Genomic DNA, 15,980 nt, shown 5'->3' on the forward strand with positions numbered 1-15,980 from the left:
GGAGACTTGCCAGTGCAGCCCGGGGTTGGTGTGCGTCGCTTCGATCATGTCGCGGCCTCCAGATTGCGGGCCGACCAGTCAGCCGGCAGCTCACCCTTGACGATCAGGCTCAGCACGTCGTCCTTGCTCACCTCATCAATGGCATGGGCACCGACGACGCGCCCCTTGTTCATCACCACAACCCGGTCGCAGAGATCGAACACGTCATGCATGTCGTGGCTCACCAGGAAGATGCCGATCCCCTCCGCCCGCAACTGCCGGATCAGGTCCGCCACCATCGCGGTTTCGGACGGCCCGAGCGCCGCGGTCGGCTCGTCCATGATCAGGACGCGCGTGTCGAAATAGATCGCGCGCGCAATCGCGATCACCTGCCGCTGCCCGCCCGAGAGACTCGAGACCGGGTCGCGCAGGTTCTTGAAATTCGGATTGAGCCGGGCCAGCACCTTTCGCGCGGCTTCCATCATCCGCGCGTCGTCGAGGTTGCCGAACCGGGTCTTCAGCTCGCGGCCTAGGAAAAGGTTCGCCGGCGCGTCCAGATGCTCGGCCAGTGCCAGCGTCTGGTAGATCGTCTCAATTCCCACCGCGCGCGCATCGTTCGGCTCGGTGAAATGCACCACCTCGCCATTCACCCGGATCTCGCCGCCATTGGGGATCATCGCGCCGGCAAGTATCCGCATCAGGCAGGATTTGCCCGCGCCATTGTGTCCCAGAAGGCCCACGACCTCGCCGGGATAAAGATCGAGCGACACGTGATCGACCGCGCGAACGCCGCCGAAATGCTTCTCGATATCCTTCATTTGAACCAGCGGAGTGCGTGACACGAAAGCGGACCTTTTCATTCTTGGCGAAAAAGCCGGGGACAGCGCCATCACCGCCCCCGAAAGTTAAGTCAGTAGAGGACGTTCTGCGCCTCGTCGGCGTCGATATTGCTCTGGTCCACCAGCACCACGCCGGTGTTGATGTAGCTCTCGACCGTCTCGCCATTCAGGATGTCGATGATCGCGTTCACGCCCATCTCGCCCATGGCGAAGGAGCCCTGCACCGCCGTCGCTTCGAGCACGCCGTCGCGCACGAACTGCTGCAGGTCCTCGTTGCCGTCGAACCCGAGTGCCACGAGCTGGCCCGCCTTGCCGGCCTGCTCGATGGCGCGCCCCATGCCGACGGCGGTCGGTTCGTTCGCGCCGAAGATGCCCACGAGATCCGGGTTCGCCGCCAGGACGTCAGTGGTCTGGTTGAGCGCGGTCGCCATCTGGCTCTGGGAGTAGTAGGGCCCGACGATCTCAAGCTCGGAGTTCGCCTGGATATGGTCGGTGAAACAGCCGACCCGGCCGATCTCGGAGCCGACACCCGCCACATAGGACATGATGGCGATCTTGCCCTCGGTCCCTGCGGCATCGATCATCCGCTGCGCCACCTGCTCGCCGGCCGCGCAGTTGTCGGTGGAGAGAAACGCCTGATAGGTGCCTTCGCCCGCCTCGCTCAGCGCGCTGTCGATGATGACGACCGGAATACCGGCCTCGAAGGCGCGCTTGACCGGCGGCACCAGCGCATCGGGATCGGACGGCGCGAGCACGATGCCCGACACACCGCGGTTGATCGCGTTCTCGACAAGGTTCACCTCGTCACCGATCGCGCTCTCGGCAGCAGGACCGTCGAAGCTCATGGTGTGCTCGTCCTGCGCCTCGATGGCCGCCTGTGCCCCGAGGTTCACGTTCTGCCAGAAGTTCGAGTTCGTGGTCTTCACGATCACCGCGATCTCGCCCGCCTGCGCCATCCCGGCTCCAAGTGCGATCACCGACGCCGCGGCAAGGCTCTTTCCAAAAGTCATTTCAGTCCTCCACTGTTTATCTGTTCGCTGTTCTTTTTTTTATCGTTGTCACTGGCGGTTGCGGACCTGATCGATCCACACCGCTCCGATCACCACCAGACCGATCACGATCTGCTGGATGAATGCCGATACGCCGGCCATGTTGAGGCCATTGCGCAGAATGCCGATGATGAAGGCGCCGATCATCGTGCCCGAGATCGTGCCGACGCCGCCTGAGAGCGATGCGCCGCCGATCACCGCCGCCGCAATGGCATCGAGCTCATACATCACGCCCTCGCTGGGCTGGGCCGTGACGAGCCGCGACATCAGAACATTGCCCGCGAGCCCCGCCAGCGCGCCGGACATGGTGTAGGCTGTGAGCTTGACCTGGTCGACCCGCACACCCGAAAGCCGCGCGGCCTCCTCGTTCGAGCCGGTGGCGTAGATGTGCCGCCCGATCTGGCGCCGCCGTAGCAGGTAGGCCGCCGCTAGGGCAACAATGAGCAGAAGGATTGCGGGATAGGGAATTCCGGGGAAGATCACCTTGGGAAAGCCGTTATCCTGCATCTCGACCATGCGGAAGAGCGCACCATTGCCCAAGAGGCCGAAGCCCGATCCGAGCCCGGAGATCGGCACCGCGCCGGTGATCTGCAAGGCAAGGCCGCGCGCAATCAGCATCATGCCCAGGGTCGCCACGAAGGGGGGAATGCGCATCCTGGTGATGACGAACCCGTTGAAGGCGCCGCAGGCCGCACCGGCCAGGATGCCAAACACCATCGCGGGCGCGACCGGCAGGCCCGCCTTCACGCACATTGCGGTGATGACCCCCGAAAGCGCCAGCACCGAGCCGACTGAAAGATCGATGCCGCCGGTGAGGATCACCATCGTCAACCCGATCCCCAAAAGCCCGATCACGGAGGTCTGCAACAGGATCGTCAGCGCATTGTTCACCGAGAAGAACGCGCTTGAGGCCATCCCGAATCCAAGGATCAGCAGAATGAGCGTCAGCAGGGCCGAAAGCCGATGGATCTCTGCCGCGCCAGGCACGAGCCTGCGCGGGTCGAAAGCTTGCGTGTGCTGGCTTGCTTCAGCCATATACCCCCCGGCGTCTGAATTTTATTATTAAAAACTACTCCCATCGCTCTTGATTCCTGTCAACAGTTTTTTCTAATTTAAAACCGCACACGCCCCGGCACTGCTTTTGCGGATTTCGGCGGCGGCAAGGAAAGGCCCGATGACATGGCACGGAGCGACACGCGGTATAGGGAGGCCTACAACCGCATTCTAGACTATTGCGGATCGCTGCCAGTGGGCGCGGCCATGCCCGCGGAAAGTGCGCTGAGCGATATCGCCGAAGTGAGCCGCACCGTGATCCGCCGCTGCCTTGGCCGCCTGGAGGAAGAAAAGCTCATCAGCTGGGTCGGACGCGAGAAACGCATCCTGCGCAAGCCCACCGAGGCCGACCGCATCGACCTGCCCGAGAGCGGCGCCAGCCCCGAAGATCTCGAACAGCGTTTCCTCGAATGGGTATTGCGCTTCGACGTGCCCGCCAACACGCCGCTTTCGGTGGCGGAGCTTGCGCGCCGCTTCGACGTGCCGCAGCACGAGTTGAAGGAATTTCTCGCCGGCCTGAGCCGTTTCGGTCTCGTCGCCCGGCGGCGGCAGGGCGGCTGGATGCTTCTGGGCTTCACCGCCGATTTTGCCGTCGAGCTCTCGGACTTCCGCTCGGTGCTGGAGCAGAACGCCGTGACCTGCGTCGCGGAGGCGCCTGTCGATCATCCGGTCTGGGCACGGCTGGCCGAGCTACGCGCCCGGCATCTCTCGCTCAAGGAGCGGATCGACACCGATTTCCACGAGTTCTCGAAGCTGGACGAAAGCTTCCACGCCGCGATCAATTCGGTGGTGAAGAACCGCTTCGTGACCGAGTTCCAGAAGGTGATCTCGCTAATCTTCCACTACCATTATCTCTGGGACAAGACCGAGGAAAAACTGCGCAACAGCGCCGCCATCGACGAGCATCTCGCGATCATGGATGCGCTGGAGAACCGCGATGCCGAGGCCGCCCGCGAGGCCGCAGCCCGGCACATGCGCACCTCGAAGACTACGCTTCTCTCCTCGCTCCGTCATCACGAACTGGGGTGACTCACCCCAGCATGTCCGCGCTTTCAGCCGGAATGTCCTGCGCCAATGCATCGAGGTTGCGCTTCAGCGAGGAGACCTTCGCCGTGCCGAGCAGCACGGATGCCGTCGCCGGATGCCGCATCGCGAAATGCAGGGCGGCCGTCGCGAGCGGTATTCCATGGCGCTCCGCCTCGCGCTGCAGATCCGCGACCCGATCGAGCACCTCGCGCGGCGCGGGCCCGTAATCGTATGTCGCGCCCTCGACCGGCCCCGTGGCCAGGATACCGGAGTTGAACACGCCCCCCAGAACAAGGCTCGTCCCCGCGTCCAGACAGCGCGGCACCAGAGCCGCCTCCGCCGAGCGATCGAGCAGCGTCAGCCGCCCGGCGAGCAGAATGGCATCGAGGGGCCCGTGGTCCATGACATCGAGACAGACCTGGCATTCGTTCACCCCGAGGCCGATGGCCCCGATCCGGCCCTGCTCCTTCAGCCGCACGAGCCGGGCGTAGCCGGAACCGAAGAAGTCCTCCATGTGACGCGCGTTTTCCGCCCCATGGGTGTATTCACCGATGTCGTGAACATAGACGATCTCGACGTGCTTGACGCCTAGCCGTTCGAGGCTCTGCTCGAAACTTTCCTCGATCCCGTCCCCGGAGTAATCATAGCGCACATCGTTCTGCGCCGGATTGACGAACCCATCGGCTTGCGCAATCGGGGACTTCGCGGGCGAAAGCACCCGCCCGACCTTTGTCGAGAGCACATAATCCTGGCGACACTTGAGAAACCGGCCCAGACGCTCTTCCGACAACCCGCGCCCGTAGTGCGGCGCGGTGTCGAAATAGCGGATGCCCGCATCCCAGGCCGCCTGAAGCACGTCCCGAGCGGCCGCCTCGGAGACCTCGTGATAGAGATTGCCGATGCTGGCGCAGCCGAAGGCCACTTCCGTTACTTCGACGTCGGTTGCTCCGATGCGTCTCGTCTCCATTCCGCCCTCCCCTTTGCAGATCCGGAGATGGAGTATTTTATTATTTTGAACCGAATTTCAACAATCATCGCGCGGCAGGTGAAATCCGCGCTTATCGGATCGTCCGGCCCCCATCGGTGGTGAGGTTCGCACCGTTCACGATGCCGGCCCCTTGCGAGCACAGGTAGATCGCCGCCGCGGCAATCTCTTCGGGCTTCGCGAACCGGCCGACCGGGATCTCCCGCTTGGCCCGCTCCCCCTTCTCCCCGGCCCAACCGACCAGCGCCATCGGGGTCTCGACGACCGTGGGCGAGATCGCGTTCGTCGTGATGCCGAACTTCGCCCATTCCAGCGCCATGACCTTGGTGAGCCCGATCAGCCCCGCCTTGCTGGAGCCATAGGCCGCGTGCTCCTCAAGGCCGATCACCCCGGCCTGGCTCGCCAGGTTGACGATCCGCCCGCGCCCGGAGCGCTTCAGATAGGGCAAGGCCGCTGCGGCCATGAGCCATGGCGCGCGGAGATTGATCGCCATGGTCCTGTCCCAGTCCTCGACACGCATTTCCTCCGCCGGAAACACGATCCCGAAGCCCGCATTGTTGATGAGCAGGTCGATGCCCATCTCCGCGCCGATCCGCGGCACGAGATCGGCGATGGCCGCCGGGTCCAGGAGATCGAGATGAAAGGCCCGATGCTCCGGCCCCAGCCGTTCGGCAAGGGGGCTTGCATCCACGCGATCCACCAGCGCCAGTCGTGCCCCGGCCGCGGCGAAGCCCTCGGCCATTGCCGCACCGATTCCGCCAGCGGCCCCGGTGATCAGTGCCGTGAGACCCTTGAGTTCGGCCATGATCAGTCCTCCCGCCCTGAGCTCAGATATCGAAACTCGACGGCAGCACCACCATGTCCCGGATCGTGACATTGCGCGACCGGGAGAGCGCGAACACCACCGCATCGGCGACTTCCGAGGGCTCGATCAGCGCGCCGTTTTCCTTCGCCTTGCGCAGGTTCTCTTCGGGCCAGTCCGCCAGCAGCGCCGAGATCACGGGGCCGGGGGAGACCTGCCCGACCCGGATGCCGTGCTTCAGAAGCTGGCGACGCATGGTCTGCACGAAGCAGGTTATTGCCCACTTCGAGCCCGAGTAGACCGGCTCCCAAGGGATTGCCGAATGCCCGGCCACGGAACAGGTGACCATGATGTCGCCGGTCTTGCGCTCGGTCATGTGCGGGATGACGGCGTGGACGTTCTTCATCACCGCATTGACGTTGAGGTTCAGCATCCGGTCGATTGTGGCGGCATCCGTCTCCTCCAGATCACCGCCGATATAGGTCCCGGCATTGCAGTGCAGGATGTCGATCTGCCCGGTCTTCGCGAGGATCTCGGGCACCATCGCGTCGCAACTTGCAGGGTCGAGCAGATCCGTTACCTGCGCGATGCACTTCTCCCCATGCTTCGCGACCAGCGCATCGAGCGCCGCCTTGTCCCGATCCACCAGCACCACGGTCGCGCCCTCGGCCAGAAGCGCCTCCGCAGTCGCGAGCCCGATCCCCGATGCACCGCCGGTAATCGCCGCGACCTTGCCCTCAAAACGTCCAGACATGTCTCTCGTCCCCTCATCCACAGAAGTTCAGACGGCGAGAAAGCCGCCATCGACCGGCAGCACCGCCCCGGTCACCATCGCGCTGTCATCGGAAAGCAGCATGGCAATGGTTGTCGCCACATGTTCCACTTCCGCGAACCGCCCCACCGGATGGCGGACCATCATCGGCTCCGATTTCGCCGGATCGCTCCAGGCGGCCGCCGCGAGTTCGGTCAGCGTGATCGTCGGCGCGACGCAGTTCACCCGGATGCCGTGCGGCCCCAGTTCCTTCGCCATCACCCGGCTCGCGCCCTCGAGCCCGGCCTTCGATGCGGCATAGGCCATGTGCTCCGCGAAACCGCGATGACCGGCGATGGAGGTGACATTCACGATCGATCCGCCGCCACCCGCCTCGACGCGCGCATGGGCAAAGGCCTGGGCGCAGATCAGTGCCGCGCGCAGGTTGATCCCCATGACGGTCTCGTAGCCGGTTTCGGTCATCTCAAGCACGGATTCGAGCACATTGGTTCCGGCGCAATTCACCAGGTGGTCCGCCGTGCCCGCCTCCTTCATCGCGGCGCGCGCCTCCGACGTGTCCGCGAGATTGGTCAGGATCGTCTTTGCACCGGTCTCCTTGGCGAGGCTGTCGAGGTCGGAAGGCGTGCGCGCGATTGCCACCACCTCCGCGCCGCGCGCGGCAAGCGCCTGCGCCGTGGCCCGGCCGATCCCCTTGCCCGCGCCGGTGATGATGACGCGCTTTGCGGTGAAATCCTGTGCCATGTCTCCCTCCCCTGCGCCCTTTGGCGCTCAGTGCGTGATGTAGCCGCCGTCCGCGACCAGCGTGGCTCCGGTCACGTAGGATGCCGCGTCCGAGGCAAGGAACAGCGCACAACTCGCCATTTCCTCCGGCTCGCCGAACCGGCCCATCGGCGTGTTTTCCTGCCAGACCTTGCTCATGGCCGGATCTTCCATCCCGTCGATGGCCATGCGTGTGCGGATATAGCCCGGTGCAAGCGCATTCACCCGAATGCCGCGCGAGGCATATTCGAAGGCCATCACCGCCGTCATCTGGTGGATCGCGGCCTTGGAGGAGTTGTAGGCCACCTGAAGTTGGGGCTTGTTGGCGACATAGCCCGAGATCGACCCAATATTCACGATCGAGCCCGCGCCCTGATCCAGCATGGGCCGGATGCAAGCCCGCGCCACCCGGAAGGGCGCGATCAGGTTGGTGGACATGATCCGGTCAAGCCGCTCGTCGTCGAAATTATGGAAATCGCCGCCATCGGCCACGCCTGCATTGTTCACCAGCACGTCGAGCCGGCCGAATTTTTCCATCGTCGCGTCCACGAGCTTTCCGGGTGTTGCGGGATCGGTGATGTCGCCAGGGACGAAGGCGAAGTTCTCGCCTTCACACAGCGCGCGGGATTCATCGGTTTCCGAACGTGCACTCAGCAGGCACTTCGCGCCCGCCTCACCGAAGAGCTTCGCCGTTGCGAGGCCGATGCCGCGATTGCCGCCGGTGATGAGTGCGACCTTGCCGTCGAGGCGGAAGATGTCGAGGGACATGGGGGTAGGCTCCTGTCGTCAGAGATTGCAGGCGGCGTGATAGGCGCGGAGACTGCGCTCCACCCGCCAGAGCAGAAGATCGTTGGGGTCGAGCGGCCTGTCCGCGAAGCGCGCCGCCATCGGCATGTGCTGCCAGAACAGCGTCTGCGGCACGCGCTTTCCCTCCAGCGCTTCGAACAGGCGAGCCACAACGGCCTCCGCGCGCGGCTGTGCCCAGTAGTAGCGGATACGGTCCGATAGCGAGTAGTGCCGCAGAACCCGCTGCGCCTCCTCAGAGCCGGAATAATGGCGCACCCAGTTCTCCGGTGCTGCGCGCATCAGCGCCTCCATCTCGGCCTTCAGCGGGCGTTCGCCGTAATCCGGCAGGAGGTCCGTGGCGACGGCATCGAGCGCGTAGAGCGCCTCGCGCAGCACGAAAGTCAGTTCCGGCCCGACCTTGAGGATCGCGAAACCGTCCTGCACCAGGGCGCTCAGAGGGGCCGCGCCCTGGTAGTCGGTCGAATGCGCCTCGAAGACGAGACCCGGCAATTCGGTCAGCGTCGCGATAAGGCCTTGCGCCGCCGGCGGGTCGTAGGGAATGACATTGGCGTTGCCGAACTCGACACCCGGCTGGACCACGAGGCCGATCACCCGCTCGAGTGCCGCACCGAGGCCCGCCGCCTCAAAGACCATGCGATGCACGCGAACCGTTTCGAGCGCGGCTTTCGGGTCGGTCGGCGTGACCGTATCGAGCAGGTGGTCCGCGCCCCCGGGTGGGGGCACCTCGGTCCCGATGATGTAGCGCGGGGGTGCGAGCCCCGCCTCCTTAGCCGTGGTCTCCGCAACGCGCGCCAACCGGGCCGCGCGATGCGCCGTCGTCTCGTCATCGAGCGCTGCCGGCTCGCCCGCGCAGCCCATCGAGGCATCGAGATGAATTTTGGAGAAGCCCGCCCGGACATAGGCCGCGACCATATTCTCGGCCTCGGTCATCGCCTCCTCCGCCGGACGGTCGCGCCACGGGTTCGGCCCGAGGTGATCGCCGCCCAGAAGGATCTGATCGCGCGGGCAGCGCTCGCGCATCGCGATCAGCGTCACGAGATCCGCGAAATCCTGTGGCTGCATTCCCGTGTAGCCGCCCTGGTGGTTGACCTGGTTGCAGGTGGCCTCGATCAGAACCGTTGCCCCGGTCTTGCGCCCGTGGCGCAGCGCCGCGGCGAGCACCATGGGATGCGCCGAACAGACCGAGGTGATCCCGCGCGGGGTGCCGGAGCGATAGAGGTCTGCAAGCTCGTCCAGAGTGACACGGGTCATCGGCGGCACACCTCCGCGAGGAAGGCGTCGAGCTCGGCCCGGCTTCCCGCACCCTCCATCGGCCCCCGGACAGTCACATTGCGCGCCCCCGCAGCGCAGCCATAACCGAGGGCTTCCTCGAGCCCCATACCCAGCCGCCGCGCCGTGACATAGGCCCCGCCGAAACAGTCGCCCGCGCCGGTGGGATCGACCTCCTCGACCATTGGCGCCGCTGCATCCCGCCGCGTGCCATCGGGCAGAAAGACGCTCGCGCCGTCCGCACCGCGCTTGAGCGCGATTTCCCCCACGCCGCGCGCGAACAACCGCGCCACGGCCTCGGCTTCCCCCGAGACGCCAGCGGCCCGCTCCAACTCCTCGCCGGAGGGCAATAGCAGGTCGGCACGATCCACGAGGCCCGCGAACCGCGCTTCGGTCGCCGCATCAAGCTCGAGTTCCTTGCGGATGTTCGGATCGAGCGACAGGCTTCCGCCCCGGCCCTTCACCACCTCCACCGCCCGCTCGATCACCTCGACCGCGGGCGCCATCGACAGCGCCGAGCCCATGACATGCAGATGCCCGGCACGGGCCATGAGCGCCTCCACCGGTGCCGTCCAGCCGAACCGCGCCGCCGCCGATGTGGCAATGTTGTAGACGAAATCCCGGCTGCCATCGGCGCGGTAGCGCACGAAGGCGCTGCCCGTCGGCCAGTCCGCATCCACGGCCACGGCGGAGACATCCACCCCATCGGCCTTGAGCCGGTCGAGATTGACCCGCCCGAAGTCATCGTCGCCAACGGCTCCCACCATCGCCGCGCGGCCGCCCATTCTCCCGCACTGGTCGATGAAGATCGCAGGCGCGCCCGAGGGATAGGGCCCCATCAGCGGCTGGGCGGTACGAAACCCCTCGCCCACCGTGGTCGCGACGATCTCCACCAGGATCTCGCCCACCGTCACCGTGGGCCCGAGACTGTCAGGTGCGAGCGGCATCACGGCCTCGCATTGGTGTCGCGCCGGCGCTTCGCCTCGGCATGCTTGAGTTCGATGAACTGCTTTGCATGGGCGGCCAGCGGATCGTTGTCGTCCCAGGTGTCGCGCCAGATTGCGCAAGCCAGCGACAGCCCCTCGTCCACCACGGCCGTCGAAAAGCTCTCGAACACCACGTCGCGGTCATAGCCGATATCGAGCAGCGCATCGAAGATCGGCTCCCACTGGATCGTGCCACAGCCGAGATAGCCCCGGTTCGATTCGCCGATATGGAAATAGCCCAGTTTGTCGCCCGCCATCCGGATCGCCTGCGCGGGGTCGGCCTCCTCGATCTGCATGTGGAACGTGTCCATGTGCAGCGTCACGTCCGGGTTGCCGCAATCCTCCAGGAATTTCAGCCCCTGCGCGGTGGTGTTGAGCAGATTACTCTCGAAGCGGTTCACCAGTTCGAGCGTCAGCATCACGCCCGCCTCGCTGGCCTCGCGGCCGATCTCGCCGATCACTTCCGCCGAACTCATCCAGCCGTCGCGCGTGGGCGCCCGGCCGTATTTCATGTGCGCCGAGTAGAGAATGCCGCCGAGCTTGTCGCCGCCGATGTCGCGCACGGCCCGGACCGCATCGGAAAGCATGGCGCGCCCCGCGGCAACGGCATCCGGATCGCCCGAGGAAATGTCCTTGTCGTTCGGCAGGCCCATGGTCACGCCGATCTGGACGTCGAGCGCCTGGCTTCTCTTCGCCAGCCGGTCGAGATCGAACAGCTCGGGCCGAAGGTAGGCAAACTCGATGCAGCGGTAGCCATGCTCGGCGCTCTTCTCCAGCGCCATTTCCAGCCCCTCCTGGGTCTGCCCACCGGTCCAGACAAAGGAATGGATGCCAAGTCGTCTCATGTGTCGCCCTCCTCCGGGCCGTCGGCCAGCAGCAGCTCGCCGGTCAGATCATCCGTCACAAGCGCATTGAAGAGCCCCGCGCGCGCCGCCGCGCGGATAATCTCGACCTTGTGCGGCCCGGCCGCGGCCATGATCTTGTGCGGAACCTTCGCCACCACATCCATGGGCACGCCGATGGCCCGGTCGTCGATCGGATGGTCGATGGGCTGGCCGTTGCAGTCGAGAAAGCGCCCGAGCACGTCGCCCACCGCGCCCGCCGCCTCCAGCTCCGCCTGCGTCACCTCACTCGGCAGGCCGTATTCCACGAGGAAGGACTTGGGCGAGACGTCGCTTGCGGTCAGGATCGCCGCATCGAGCCGCTCGAACTTGGCGAAATGCTCCTCGAAGATCTCCTGTCCCAGAAAGGCTTCGCGATCGACGCTCTCCGAAAGATAGACGGGTGCGGCAAGCAGCGAGTATTTCGCCCCCACCCGTTCCGCGAGGCTCGAGGCAACGGCAAATGTGTTGAAGGACGCCCCCCGCGAGGTACCGCCCAACATCGAGACGATCTCCAGATCCGGAAAGGGCTGAAGCGGCATCCGGCGCACCGCGTTCTCGATGGTGAGCCCCCAGGATACCCCGAGCATCCGCCATTTCCCCTCGCGCAGCTGGTCGAGCAGATAGCTCGCCAGCGCCGCACCAACCGCCGAATGGTAGTTGTAGGGCGTCCGGTTCGCCGGTGCGACGAGCGCCACATCGATCCCGAGCCGCTCGCGCAGGGCCTCCTGCATCTCGATCCGCGGCAGGAAGGGCGAATGGATCTCGATCCGCACCATGTTGCGCGCCCGTGCCTTGCGGATCGCCTGGTTCACGCGCAGCCGGGTCACCCCCATCTGCTGCGCGACCTCGGCCTGGGTCATCTCGTTGATGAAGTAGTGCCAGCAGACTTCGCAGATGAAGGCATCGCTGTCTTCGAGAGCGTCGCGCGGCATGTTCTAAGTTCCTCCCCGATGGCGCCCGAACTTCTGCCGGTTCCGCCGACGGAGACACTGGCACACGTTACAGATGTTATGCAAGCATTACATTTGAAATTTTTCACTTGCATCGGAAGCGATACATATGCATTCATTGAGTGGGGAGTTGGAGTGGACGGACCGGCACTGACACGGTTGCGCAGCCGACCCCTGACAAACGGGAGGAGCTCATGAGCTTTGCATTGAAGATCGGCGCATCCGTGCTGGCACTCAGCGTGGCCGCCGGTTCGGCTTTCGCGCAGGACATCCAGATCGAGAACGAGGATTGGTGGAAGGAAGCCGGCGCGCAGTTCGACGGCGTGACGCTCCGTGGCGTTACCGAATCCACCCCGCCCTCGAACTATATCGGCGACGTGCTCGCCCCCAAGTTCGAGGAACTGACCGGCATCCGGGTCGAGGTCGAAACCACGTCCTGGGACCAGATGTACGACAAGGCCATCAAGGACATGGAAGCCGGCACCGGCATCTATGACATGGTCTATATCGAGCAGGACATCGTCTATGCCTATCTTGCCCGCGACTTCCTGGTGGACCTGACCGCCGCACTCGAGGCACAGCCGGACCTGAAATCCCCGAACTACTCGGAAGACAATTTCACCACCTTCGCCGACAACTTCCGCGGCGAGAACGGCCACCTCTACGGCACGCCGATGGAAGCCTTCATCAAGGTCTACCTCTACCGCACCGACCTGTTCGAAGACGAGGAGATCCGCGCGGCCTTCCAGGAAAAGACCGGCCGCGAGCTGGAGCCGGCCACCAACCACGCCGACTATGCCGAGATCGCGGAATTCTTCACCGCCTGGTTCGAGGAAAAGGGCGAGGACATCTGGGGCACCACGGCCCAAGCCCATACCGGCCACCCGGCCTCCTGGTATGAATTCTTCGAATCCGTCGCGCCGACCTATGGCGTCTACGACTGGGGCATCGACCCGGACAACAACTACGCCGCAAGCGTCGAGAACGGCGGCACCATGAACTCCGAGGAAGCCAAGGCCGCGCTGACATGGTGGCTCTCGATGCGCGACATCGCACCGCCCGAGTCCGTGCAGTCCACCTGGACCGAGGTGGCAACGACCTTCGCCGCCGGCCGCGCCGCGCAGGGCCTCGTCTACGGCGAGAATGCCGCCTGGATCGCGACGGATGACACCAAGTCCCGCGTGGTTGGCAATGTCGGCGTTGCCCTGCCGCCGCTTCAGGATGGCGTGCTGGAAGAGGCCGAAGCCGGAGATGGTTATATCGGCTACTATGACGGCGGCGCGTTCGGCCTGCCCGTCACGTCGAACAACCAGGATGCCGCCCTGCTTTTCATGCAGTTCATGGCACTCCCGGAAATTCAGGAAGACTGGGCCATCGCCGGATCGCGCATCACGCTCGACTCGACCTATGACGCGCCGAAGGTGCAGGAGGTCAACACGGAACTCGGCGGCTATTACGACATGCTCCGCGACCAGGGCTACCTGTTCAAGGGCGCGCCGGAATACGCCTTCCACGCCCAGGTTCGTGAAGCGACCGCACCGACCTTCTACTCCATCCTCACCGGCGAGATCGGCGTGAGCGAGGGGCTCGACCAGATGGCCTCGATTGCCGAACAGGAGCTGACCGACCTCGGCTACCGCCAGTAGGTCACGCTCCACCAGGGCCGGGCTGCGATCCTCCTCAGGCAGTCCGGTCCTCCCCGATCCAGTTTCTGGACACGACCGGAAGGCGCGCAACTGCGCGCCCTGTCCCCTCACCTCCGGAGCGCACCTCCGGGCAAGGCGCCTCGGCCAAGCCGGCCAGGGCGACGAATGACGCATCGCAACTGCGGGAGCTCAGGCCAATGCGATCCAACAGACTGGGCTGGATACTTCTCGCGCCCACGCTCTTCGTCCTCTTCCTCTTCGGCGTCGTGCCGTTCCTCTACGTGGTCTGGCTGTCCTTCCACCAGTGGAACCCCTTTGCCGCCAATCCGGACATCATCTACAACGGCGCCGCCAACTTCCGGCGGCTGGTCTTCGACGCAGGCTTCCTCGCCTCGCTCGGCGTCACCGTTGCCTTCGTGTTCTTCGCCGTGGTCTCCGAGCTGATCCTCGGCTACATCCTCGCCCAGGCCTTCCTGAAGGAATTTCCGGGCAAGGCGATCTTCCGCACGATCCACACGCTGCCGCTCATCATGGCACCCATCATCGTCGGCTCGATCTGGAAGCTGATGACCACGCCCTCGATCGGCATCATTCCGAGCCTGCTCGACAGCTGGTTTGGCTACGACCTCAATATCGGCCAGAGCGCCACGGCGGCCTTCACCGTCACCGTCATCATGGATATCTGGCACTGGACACCGCTGGTCACGCTCACGCTGATCGCGGCGCTCGTCTCACTGCCGCCCGATCCATTCGAACAGGCCCAGATCGACGGTGCAGGCAAGCGCCAGATCTTCTGGCACATCACCCTGCCGATGATCGCTCCGGCCGTCGTCGCCACGGTCTTCATCCGCCTGATGGACGCGCTGCGCACCGTGGACGAGGTGCTGATGCTTACCGGCGGCGGTCCCGGCTCGGCCACCCGCTATCTCGGCGTGCACATCTTCAAGGAGGTCTTCCCGCGGACGAACTACGGCTACGGCTCGGCGATCTCCGTCATCGTCCTCTACCTCACCATCGTCGTCTGCTGGCTGCTCTACGTGAGCATGCTCGCACCGCGGAACAAGAAGTGAGACCGGCCCCATGAAACAAGGCAATCCCTGGCTCAAGACGATCTTCTGGATCTTCGTGAGCTTCCTCACGCTCTTCCCGATCTACTGGCTCTTCGTCATCTCGGTGAAACCGGCGGTGGATCTCTTCTCCACCCCCGAGATCCTCCTGAGCGACCCCTACTGGCAGAACTACGTCGATGTCTGGACCGACCGGACACTCCGCGGCTACATGGTCAACTCGCTGGTGATCTCGTCGGGCAACGCGCTGCTGTGTACAACGCTCGGCTTCTTCGCCTGCTACGCGCTCACCCGCTTCAACTTCGGCGGCAAGGAGAGCATCTTCTTCTGGACCATCACCAACCGCATGGCGCCGCCCGCCGTGTTCCTTCTGCCGCTGTTCCTGCTGATGACCCAGGTCTATCGCTTCGGAGATTTTACTCTGCTCGACACCAAGATCGGCATGATCATGGTCTATTGCACCTTCAACCTGCCGTTCGCGATCTGGACGTTGAGGCCCACCCTCGACGGCATCCCGCGCGAACTCGACGAAGCGGCCTACGTCGATGGCGCCTCGAGCTGGAAGGTCATCACCGAAGTCGTCTTCCCCCTCTGTCGCCCCGGCCTCGCGGTGACGCTCATCCTCACCTGGGTCTTCGCCTGGAACGAATACCTGCTGGCCGCGACGCTCACCAACTTCAACGCCCGGACACTCACGACCGGGCTCTCCGAATACGTCACCACCACCGGAACCGAATGGGGCATCATGGCGGCGATCTCCGTCTTCACCCTGATCCCCGCGCTCATCGTCTTCACGATGGTCCAGCGCCATATTGTCGCAGGGCTGACCTTCGGCGCCGTGAAAGGCTGATCCCATGACCGGAAACGATATCGACATACCGCTCGACGGCCTCGGCGAGGAGGAGGACGCCCCCGCCCCGGCCAAACAGGACGCAGGCTTCCTGCCCATCGAGACCAACTGGTTCGACCGGGTCTTCATCTCCGTGGTGATCTGGGTCGCGCTCTGCCTGGTCTGGCTCCGCTTCATCGAACCCATCGGGCTCGACCTCTACTTCGCACATGCCATGGCCGTTCTCATCGGCGCCATCATCGTCTGGAAAGGGTGAT

At 64.7% G+C, this 15,980-nt stretch carries 17 protein-coding genes; 5 read left to right on the forward strand and 12 right to left on the reverse strand.

Going from position 1 to position 15,980, the window contains the following annotated elements:
* Nucleotides 1-44 precede the first annotated feature (44 nt).
* The 3 genes from ACP15W_RS07955 to ACP15W_RS07965 form a co-directional block, all read right to left on the reverse strand.
* Nucleotides 45-797 (reverse strand): ATP-binding cassette domain-containing protein, encoded by a 753-nt coding sequence (locus tag ACP15W_RS07955; RefSeq protein ID WP_424932865.1) that lies wholly within the window; start codon nt 795-797, stop codon nt 45-47.
* A gap of 92 nt (nt 798-889) precedes the next feature.
* Nucleotides 890-1,828 carry an ABC transporter substrate-binding protein gene (locus ACP15W_RS07960; protein ID WP_424932338.1) on the reverse strand — a complete coding sequence of 313 codons (939 nt, stop codon included), beginning with the start codon at nt 1,826-1,828 and terminating at the stop codon, nt 890-892.
* A gap of 48 nt (nt 1,829-1,876) precedes the next feature.
* Entirely contained in the window at nt 1,877-2,902 is a 1,026-nt protein-coding gene (locus tag ACP15W_RS07965) for an ABC transporter permease (RefSeq protein WP_424932339.1), read from the reverse strand.
* Between the two features lie 144 nt (nt 2,903-3,046).
* On the opposite strand from ACP15W_RS07965, the gene ACP15W_RS07970 reads away from it, so the two are divergent.
* A complete protein-coding gene (locus ACP15W_RS07970; protein ID WP_424932340.1) occupies nt 3,047-3,949 on the forward strand; it encodes an FCD domain-containing protein in 903 nt (300 codons plus the stop codon).
* 1 nt (nt 3,950) lies between these two features.
* On the opposite strand, the gene ACP15W_RS07975 is transcribed toward ACP15W_RS07970, so the two are convergent.
* From ACP15W_RS07975 to ACP15W_RS08015, 9 genes are all read right to left on the reverse strand, one after another.
* On the reverse strand, nt 3,951-4,913 hold the full coding sequence (locus tag ACP15W_RS07975) for an aldo/keto reductase (RefSeq protein ID WP_424932341.1): 963 nt from the start codon (nt 4,911-4,913) through the stop codon (nt 3,951-3,953).
* Between the two features lie 91 nt (nt 4,914-5,004).
* Nucleotides 5,005-5,736, reverse strand: coding sequence for a GolD/DthD family dehydrogenase (locus tag ACP15W_RS07980; RefSeq protein ID WP_424932342.1), 732 nt, complete (start codon nt 5,734-5,736; stop codon nt 5,005-5,007).
* Nucleotides 5,737-5,758: 22 nt separating this feature from the next.
* Nucleotides 5,759-6,487, reverse strand: coding sequence for an SDR family oxidoreductase (locus ACP15W_RS07985; RefSeq protein WP_424932343.1), 729 nt, complete (start codon nt 6,485-6,487; stop codon nt 5,759-5,761).
* A 27-nt stretch (nt 6,488-6,514) separates the two neighbouring features.
* Nucleotides 6,515-7,246, reverse strand: a complete 732-nt coding sequence (locus tag ACP15W_RS07990) for an SDR family oxidoreductase (protein ID WP_424932344.1) — start codon at nt 7,244-7,246, stop codon at nt 6,515-6,517.
* Nucleotides 7,247-7,273: 27 nt separating this feature from the next.
* Nucleotides 7,274-8,032 carry an SDR family NAD(P)-dependent oxidoreductase gene (locus ACP15W_RS07995; protein WP_424932345.1) on the reverse strand — a complete coding sequence of 253 codons (759 nt, stop codon included), beginning with the start codon at nt 8,030-8,032 and terminating at the stop codon, nt 7,274-7,276.
* An 18-nt stretch (nt 8,033-8,050) separates the two neighbouring features.
* Nucleotides 8,051-9,322: a D-tagatose-bisphosphate aldolase, class II, non-catalytic subunit gene (locus ACP15W_RS08000; protein ID WP_424932346.1), complete on the reverse strand. Its 1,272-nt coding sequence runs from the start codon at nt 9,320-9,322 to the stop codon at nt 8,051-8,053.
* Nucleotides 9,319-10,287 (reverse strand): tagatose kinase, encoded by a 969-nt coding sequence (locus ACP15W_RS08005; RefSeq protein ID WP_424932347.1) that lies wholly within the window; start codon nt 10,285-10,287, stop codon nt 9,319-9,321. Before ACP15W_RS08005 ends, ACP15W_RS08000 begins: the two co-directional genes overlap by 4 nt.
* The gene (locus tag ACP15W_RS08010; RefSeq protein WP_424932348.1) at nt 10,287-11,171 is read right to left on the reverse strand and encodes a sugar phosphate isomerase/epimerase family protein; all 885 of its coding nucleotides are present in this window, start codon (nt 11,169-11,171) and stop codon (nt 10,287-10,289) included. Before ACP15W_RS08010 ends, ACP15W_RS08005 begins: the two co-directional genes overlap by 1 nt.
* A complete protein-coding gene (locus ACP15W_RS08015) occupies nt 11,168-12,142 on the reverse strand; it encodes a sugar-binding transcriptional regulator (protein ID WP_424932349.1) in 975 nt (324 codons plus the stop codon). The genes ACP15W_RS08010 and ACP15W_RS08015 overlap by 4 nt, the downstream gene beginning before the upstream one ends.
* A gap of 212 nt (nt 12,143-12,354) precedes the next feature.
* Between ACP15W_RS08015 and ACP15W_RS08020 the strand changes: the two genes are divergently transcribed.
* The 4 genes from ACP15W_RS08020 (at nt 12,355) to ACP15W_RS08035 (ending at nt 15,979) form a co-directional block, all read left to right on the forward strand.
* Nucleotides 12,355-13,806 carry an extracellular solute-binding protein gene (locus ACP15W_RS08020; protein ID WP_424932350.1) on the forward strand — a complete coding sequence of 484 codons (1,452 nt, stop codon included), beginning with the start codon at nt 12,355-12,357 and terminating at the stop codon, nt 13,804-13,806.
* Between the two features lie 197 nt (nt 13,807-14,003).
* A complete protein-coding gene (locus tag ACP15W_RS08025; protein WP_424932351.1) occupies nt 14,004-14,876 on the forward strand; it encodes a carbohydrate ABC transporter permease in 873 nt (290 codons plus the stop codon).
* Between the two features lie 10 nt (nt 14,877-14,886).
* Complete coding sequence (locus tag ACP15W_RS08030; RefSeq protein WP_424932352.1) at nt 14,887-15,723, forward strand: carbohydrate ABC transporter permease; 837 nt, start codon at nt 14,887-14,889, stop codon at nt 15,721-15,723.
* A 4-nt stretch (nt 15,724-15,727) separates the two neighbouring features.
* Nucleotides 15,728-15,979, forward strand: coding sequence for a DUF2160 family membrane protein (locus tag ACP15W_RS08035; protein ID WP_424932353.1), 252 nt, complete (start codon nt 15,728-15,730; stop codon nt 15,977-15,979).
* Nucleotide 15,980 lies beyond the last annotated feature (1 nt).

Origin of the sequence: Amaricoccus macauensis, from assembly GCF_049800915.1 — a bacterium.
Taxonomy (GTDB): Bacteria; Pseudomonadota; Alphaproteobacteria; order Rhodobacterales; family Rhodobacteraceae; genus Amaricoccus; species Amaricoccus macauensis_A.

Excerpts from the sequence above, each read along its gene's own strand:
- ACP15W_RS07955 (WP_424932865.1), bottom strand. The coding sequence starts at position 797 with ATGAAGGATATCGAGAAGCATTTCGGCGGCGTTCGCGCGGTCGATCAC.
- ACP15W_RS07960 (WP_424932338.1), bottom strand. The coding sequence starts at position 1,828 with ATGACTTTTGGAAAGAGCCTTGCCGCGGCGTCGGTGATCGCACTTGGA.
- ACP15W_RS07965 (WP_424932339.1), bottom strand. The coding sequence starts at position 2,902 with ATGGCTGAAGCAAGCCAGCACACGCAAGCTTTCGACCCGCGCAGGCTC.
- ACP15W_RS07970 (WP_424932340.1), top strand. The coding sequence starts at position 3,047 with ATGGCACGGAGCGACACGCGGTATAGGGAGGCCTACAACCGCATTCTA.
- ACP15W_RS07975 (WP_424932341.1), bottom strand. The coding sequence starts at position 4,913 with ATGGAGACGAGACGCATCGGAGCAACCGACGTCGAAGTAACGGAAGTG.
- ACP15W_RS07980 (WP_424932342.1), bottom strand. The coding sequence starts at position 5,736 with ATGGCCGAACTCAAGGGTCTCACGGCACTGATCACCGGGGCCGCTGGC.
- ACP15W_RS07985 (WP_424932343.1), bottom strand. The coding sequence starts at position 6,487 with ATGTCTGGACGTTTTGAGGGCAAGGTCGCGGCGATTACCGGCGGTGCA.
- ACP15W_RS07990 (WP_424932344.1), bottom strand. The coding sequence starts at position 7,246 with ATGGCACAGGATTTCACCGCAAAGCGCGTCATCATCACCGGCGCGGGC.
- ACP15W_RS07995 (WP_424932345.1), bottom strand. The coding sequence starts at position 8,032 with ATGTCCCTCGACATCTTCCGCCTCGACGGCAAGGTCGCACTCATCACC.
- ACP15W_RS08000 (WP_424932346.1), bottom strand. The coding sequence starts at position 9,322 with ATGACCCGTGTCACTCTGGACGAGCTTGCAGACCTCTATCGCTCCGGC.
- ACP15W_RS08005 (WP_424932347.1), bottom strand. The coding sequence starts at position 10,287 with ATGCCGCTCGCACCTGACAGTCTCGGGCCCACGGTGACGGTGGGCGAG.
- ACP15W_RS08010 (WP_424932348.1), bottom strand. The coding sequence starts at position 11,171 with ATGAGACGACTTGGCATCCATTCCTTTGTCTGGACCGGTGGGCAGACC.
- ACP15W_RS08015 (WP_424932349.1), bottom strand. The coding sequence starts at position 12,142 with ATGCCGCGCGACGCTCTCGAAGACAGCGATGCCTTCATCTGCGAAGTC.
- ACP15W_RS08020 (WP_424932350.1), top strand. The coding sequence starts at position 12,355 with ATGAGCTTTGCATTGAAGATCGGCGCATCCGTGCTGGCACTCAGCGTG.
- ACP15W_RS08025 (WP_424932351.1), top strand. The coding sequence starts at position 14,004 with ATGCGATCCAACAGACTGGGCTGGATACTTCTCGCGCCCACGCTCTTC.
- ACP15W_RS08030 (WP_424932352.1), top strand. The coding sequence starts at position 14,887 with ATGAAACAAGGCAATCCCTGGCTCAAGACGATCTTCTGGATCTTCGTG.
- ACP15W_RS08035 (WP_424932353.1), top strand. The coding sequence starts at position 15,728 with ATGACCGGAAACGATATCGACATACCGCTCGACGGCCTCGGCGAGGAG.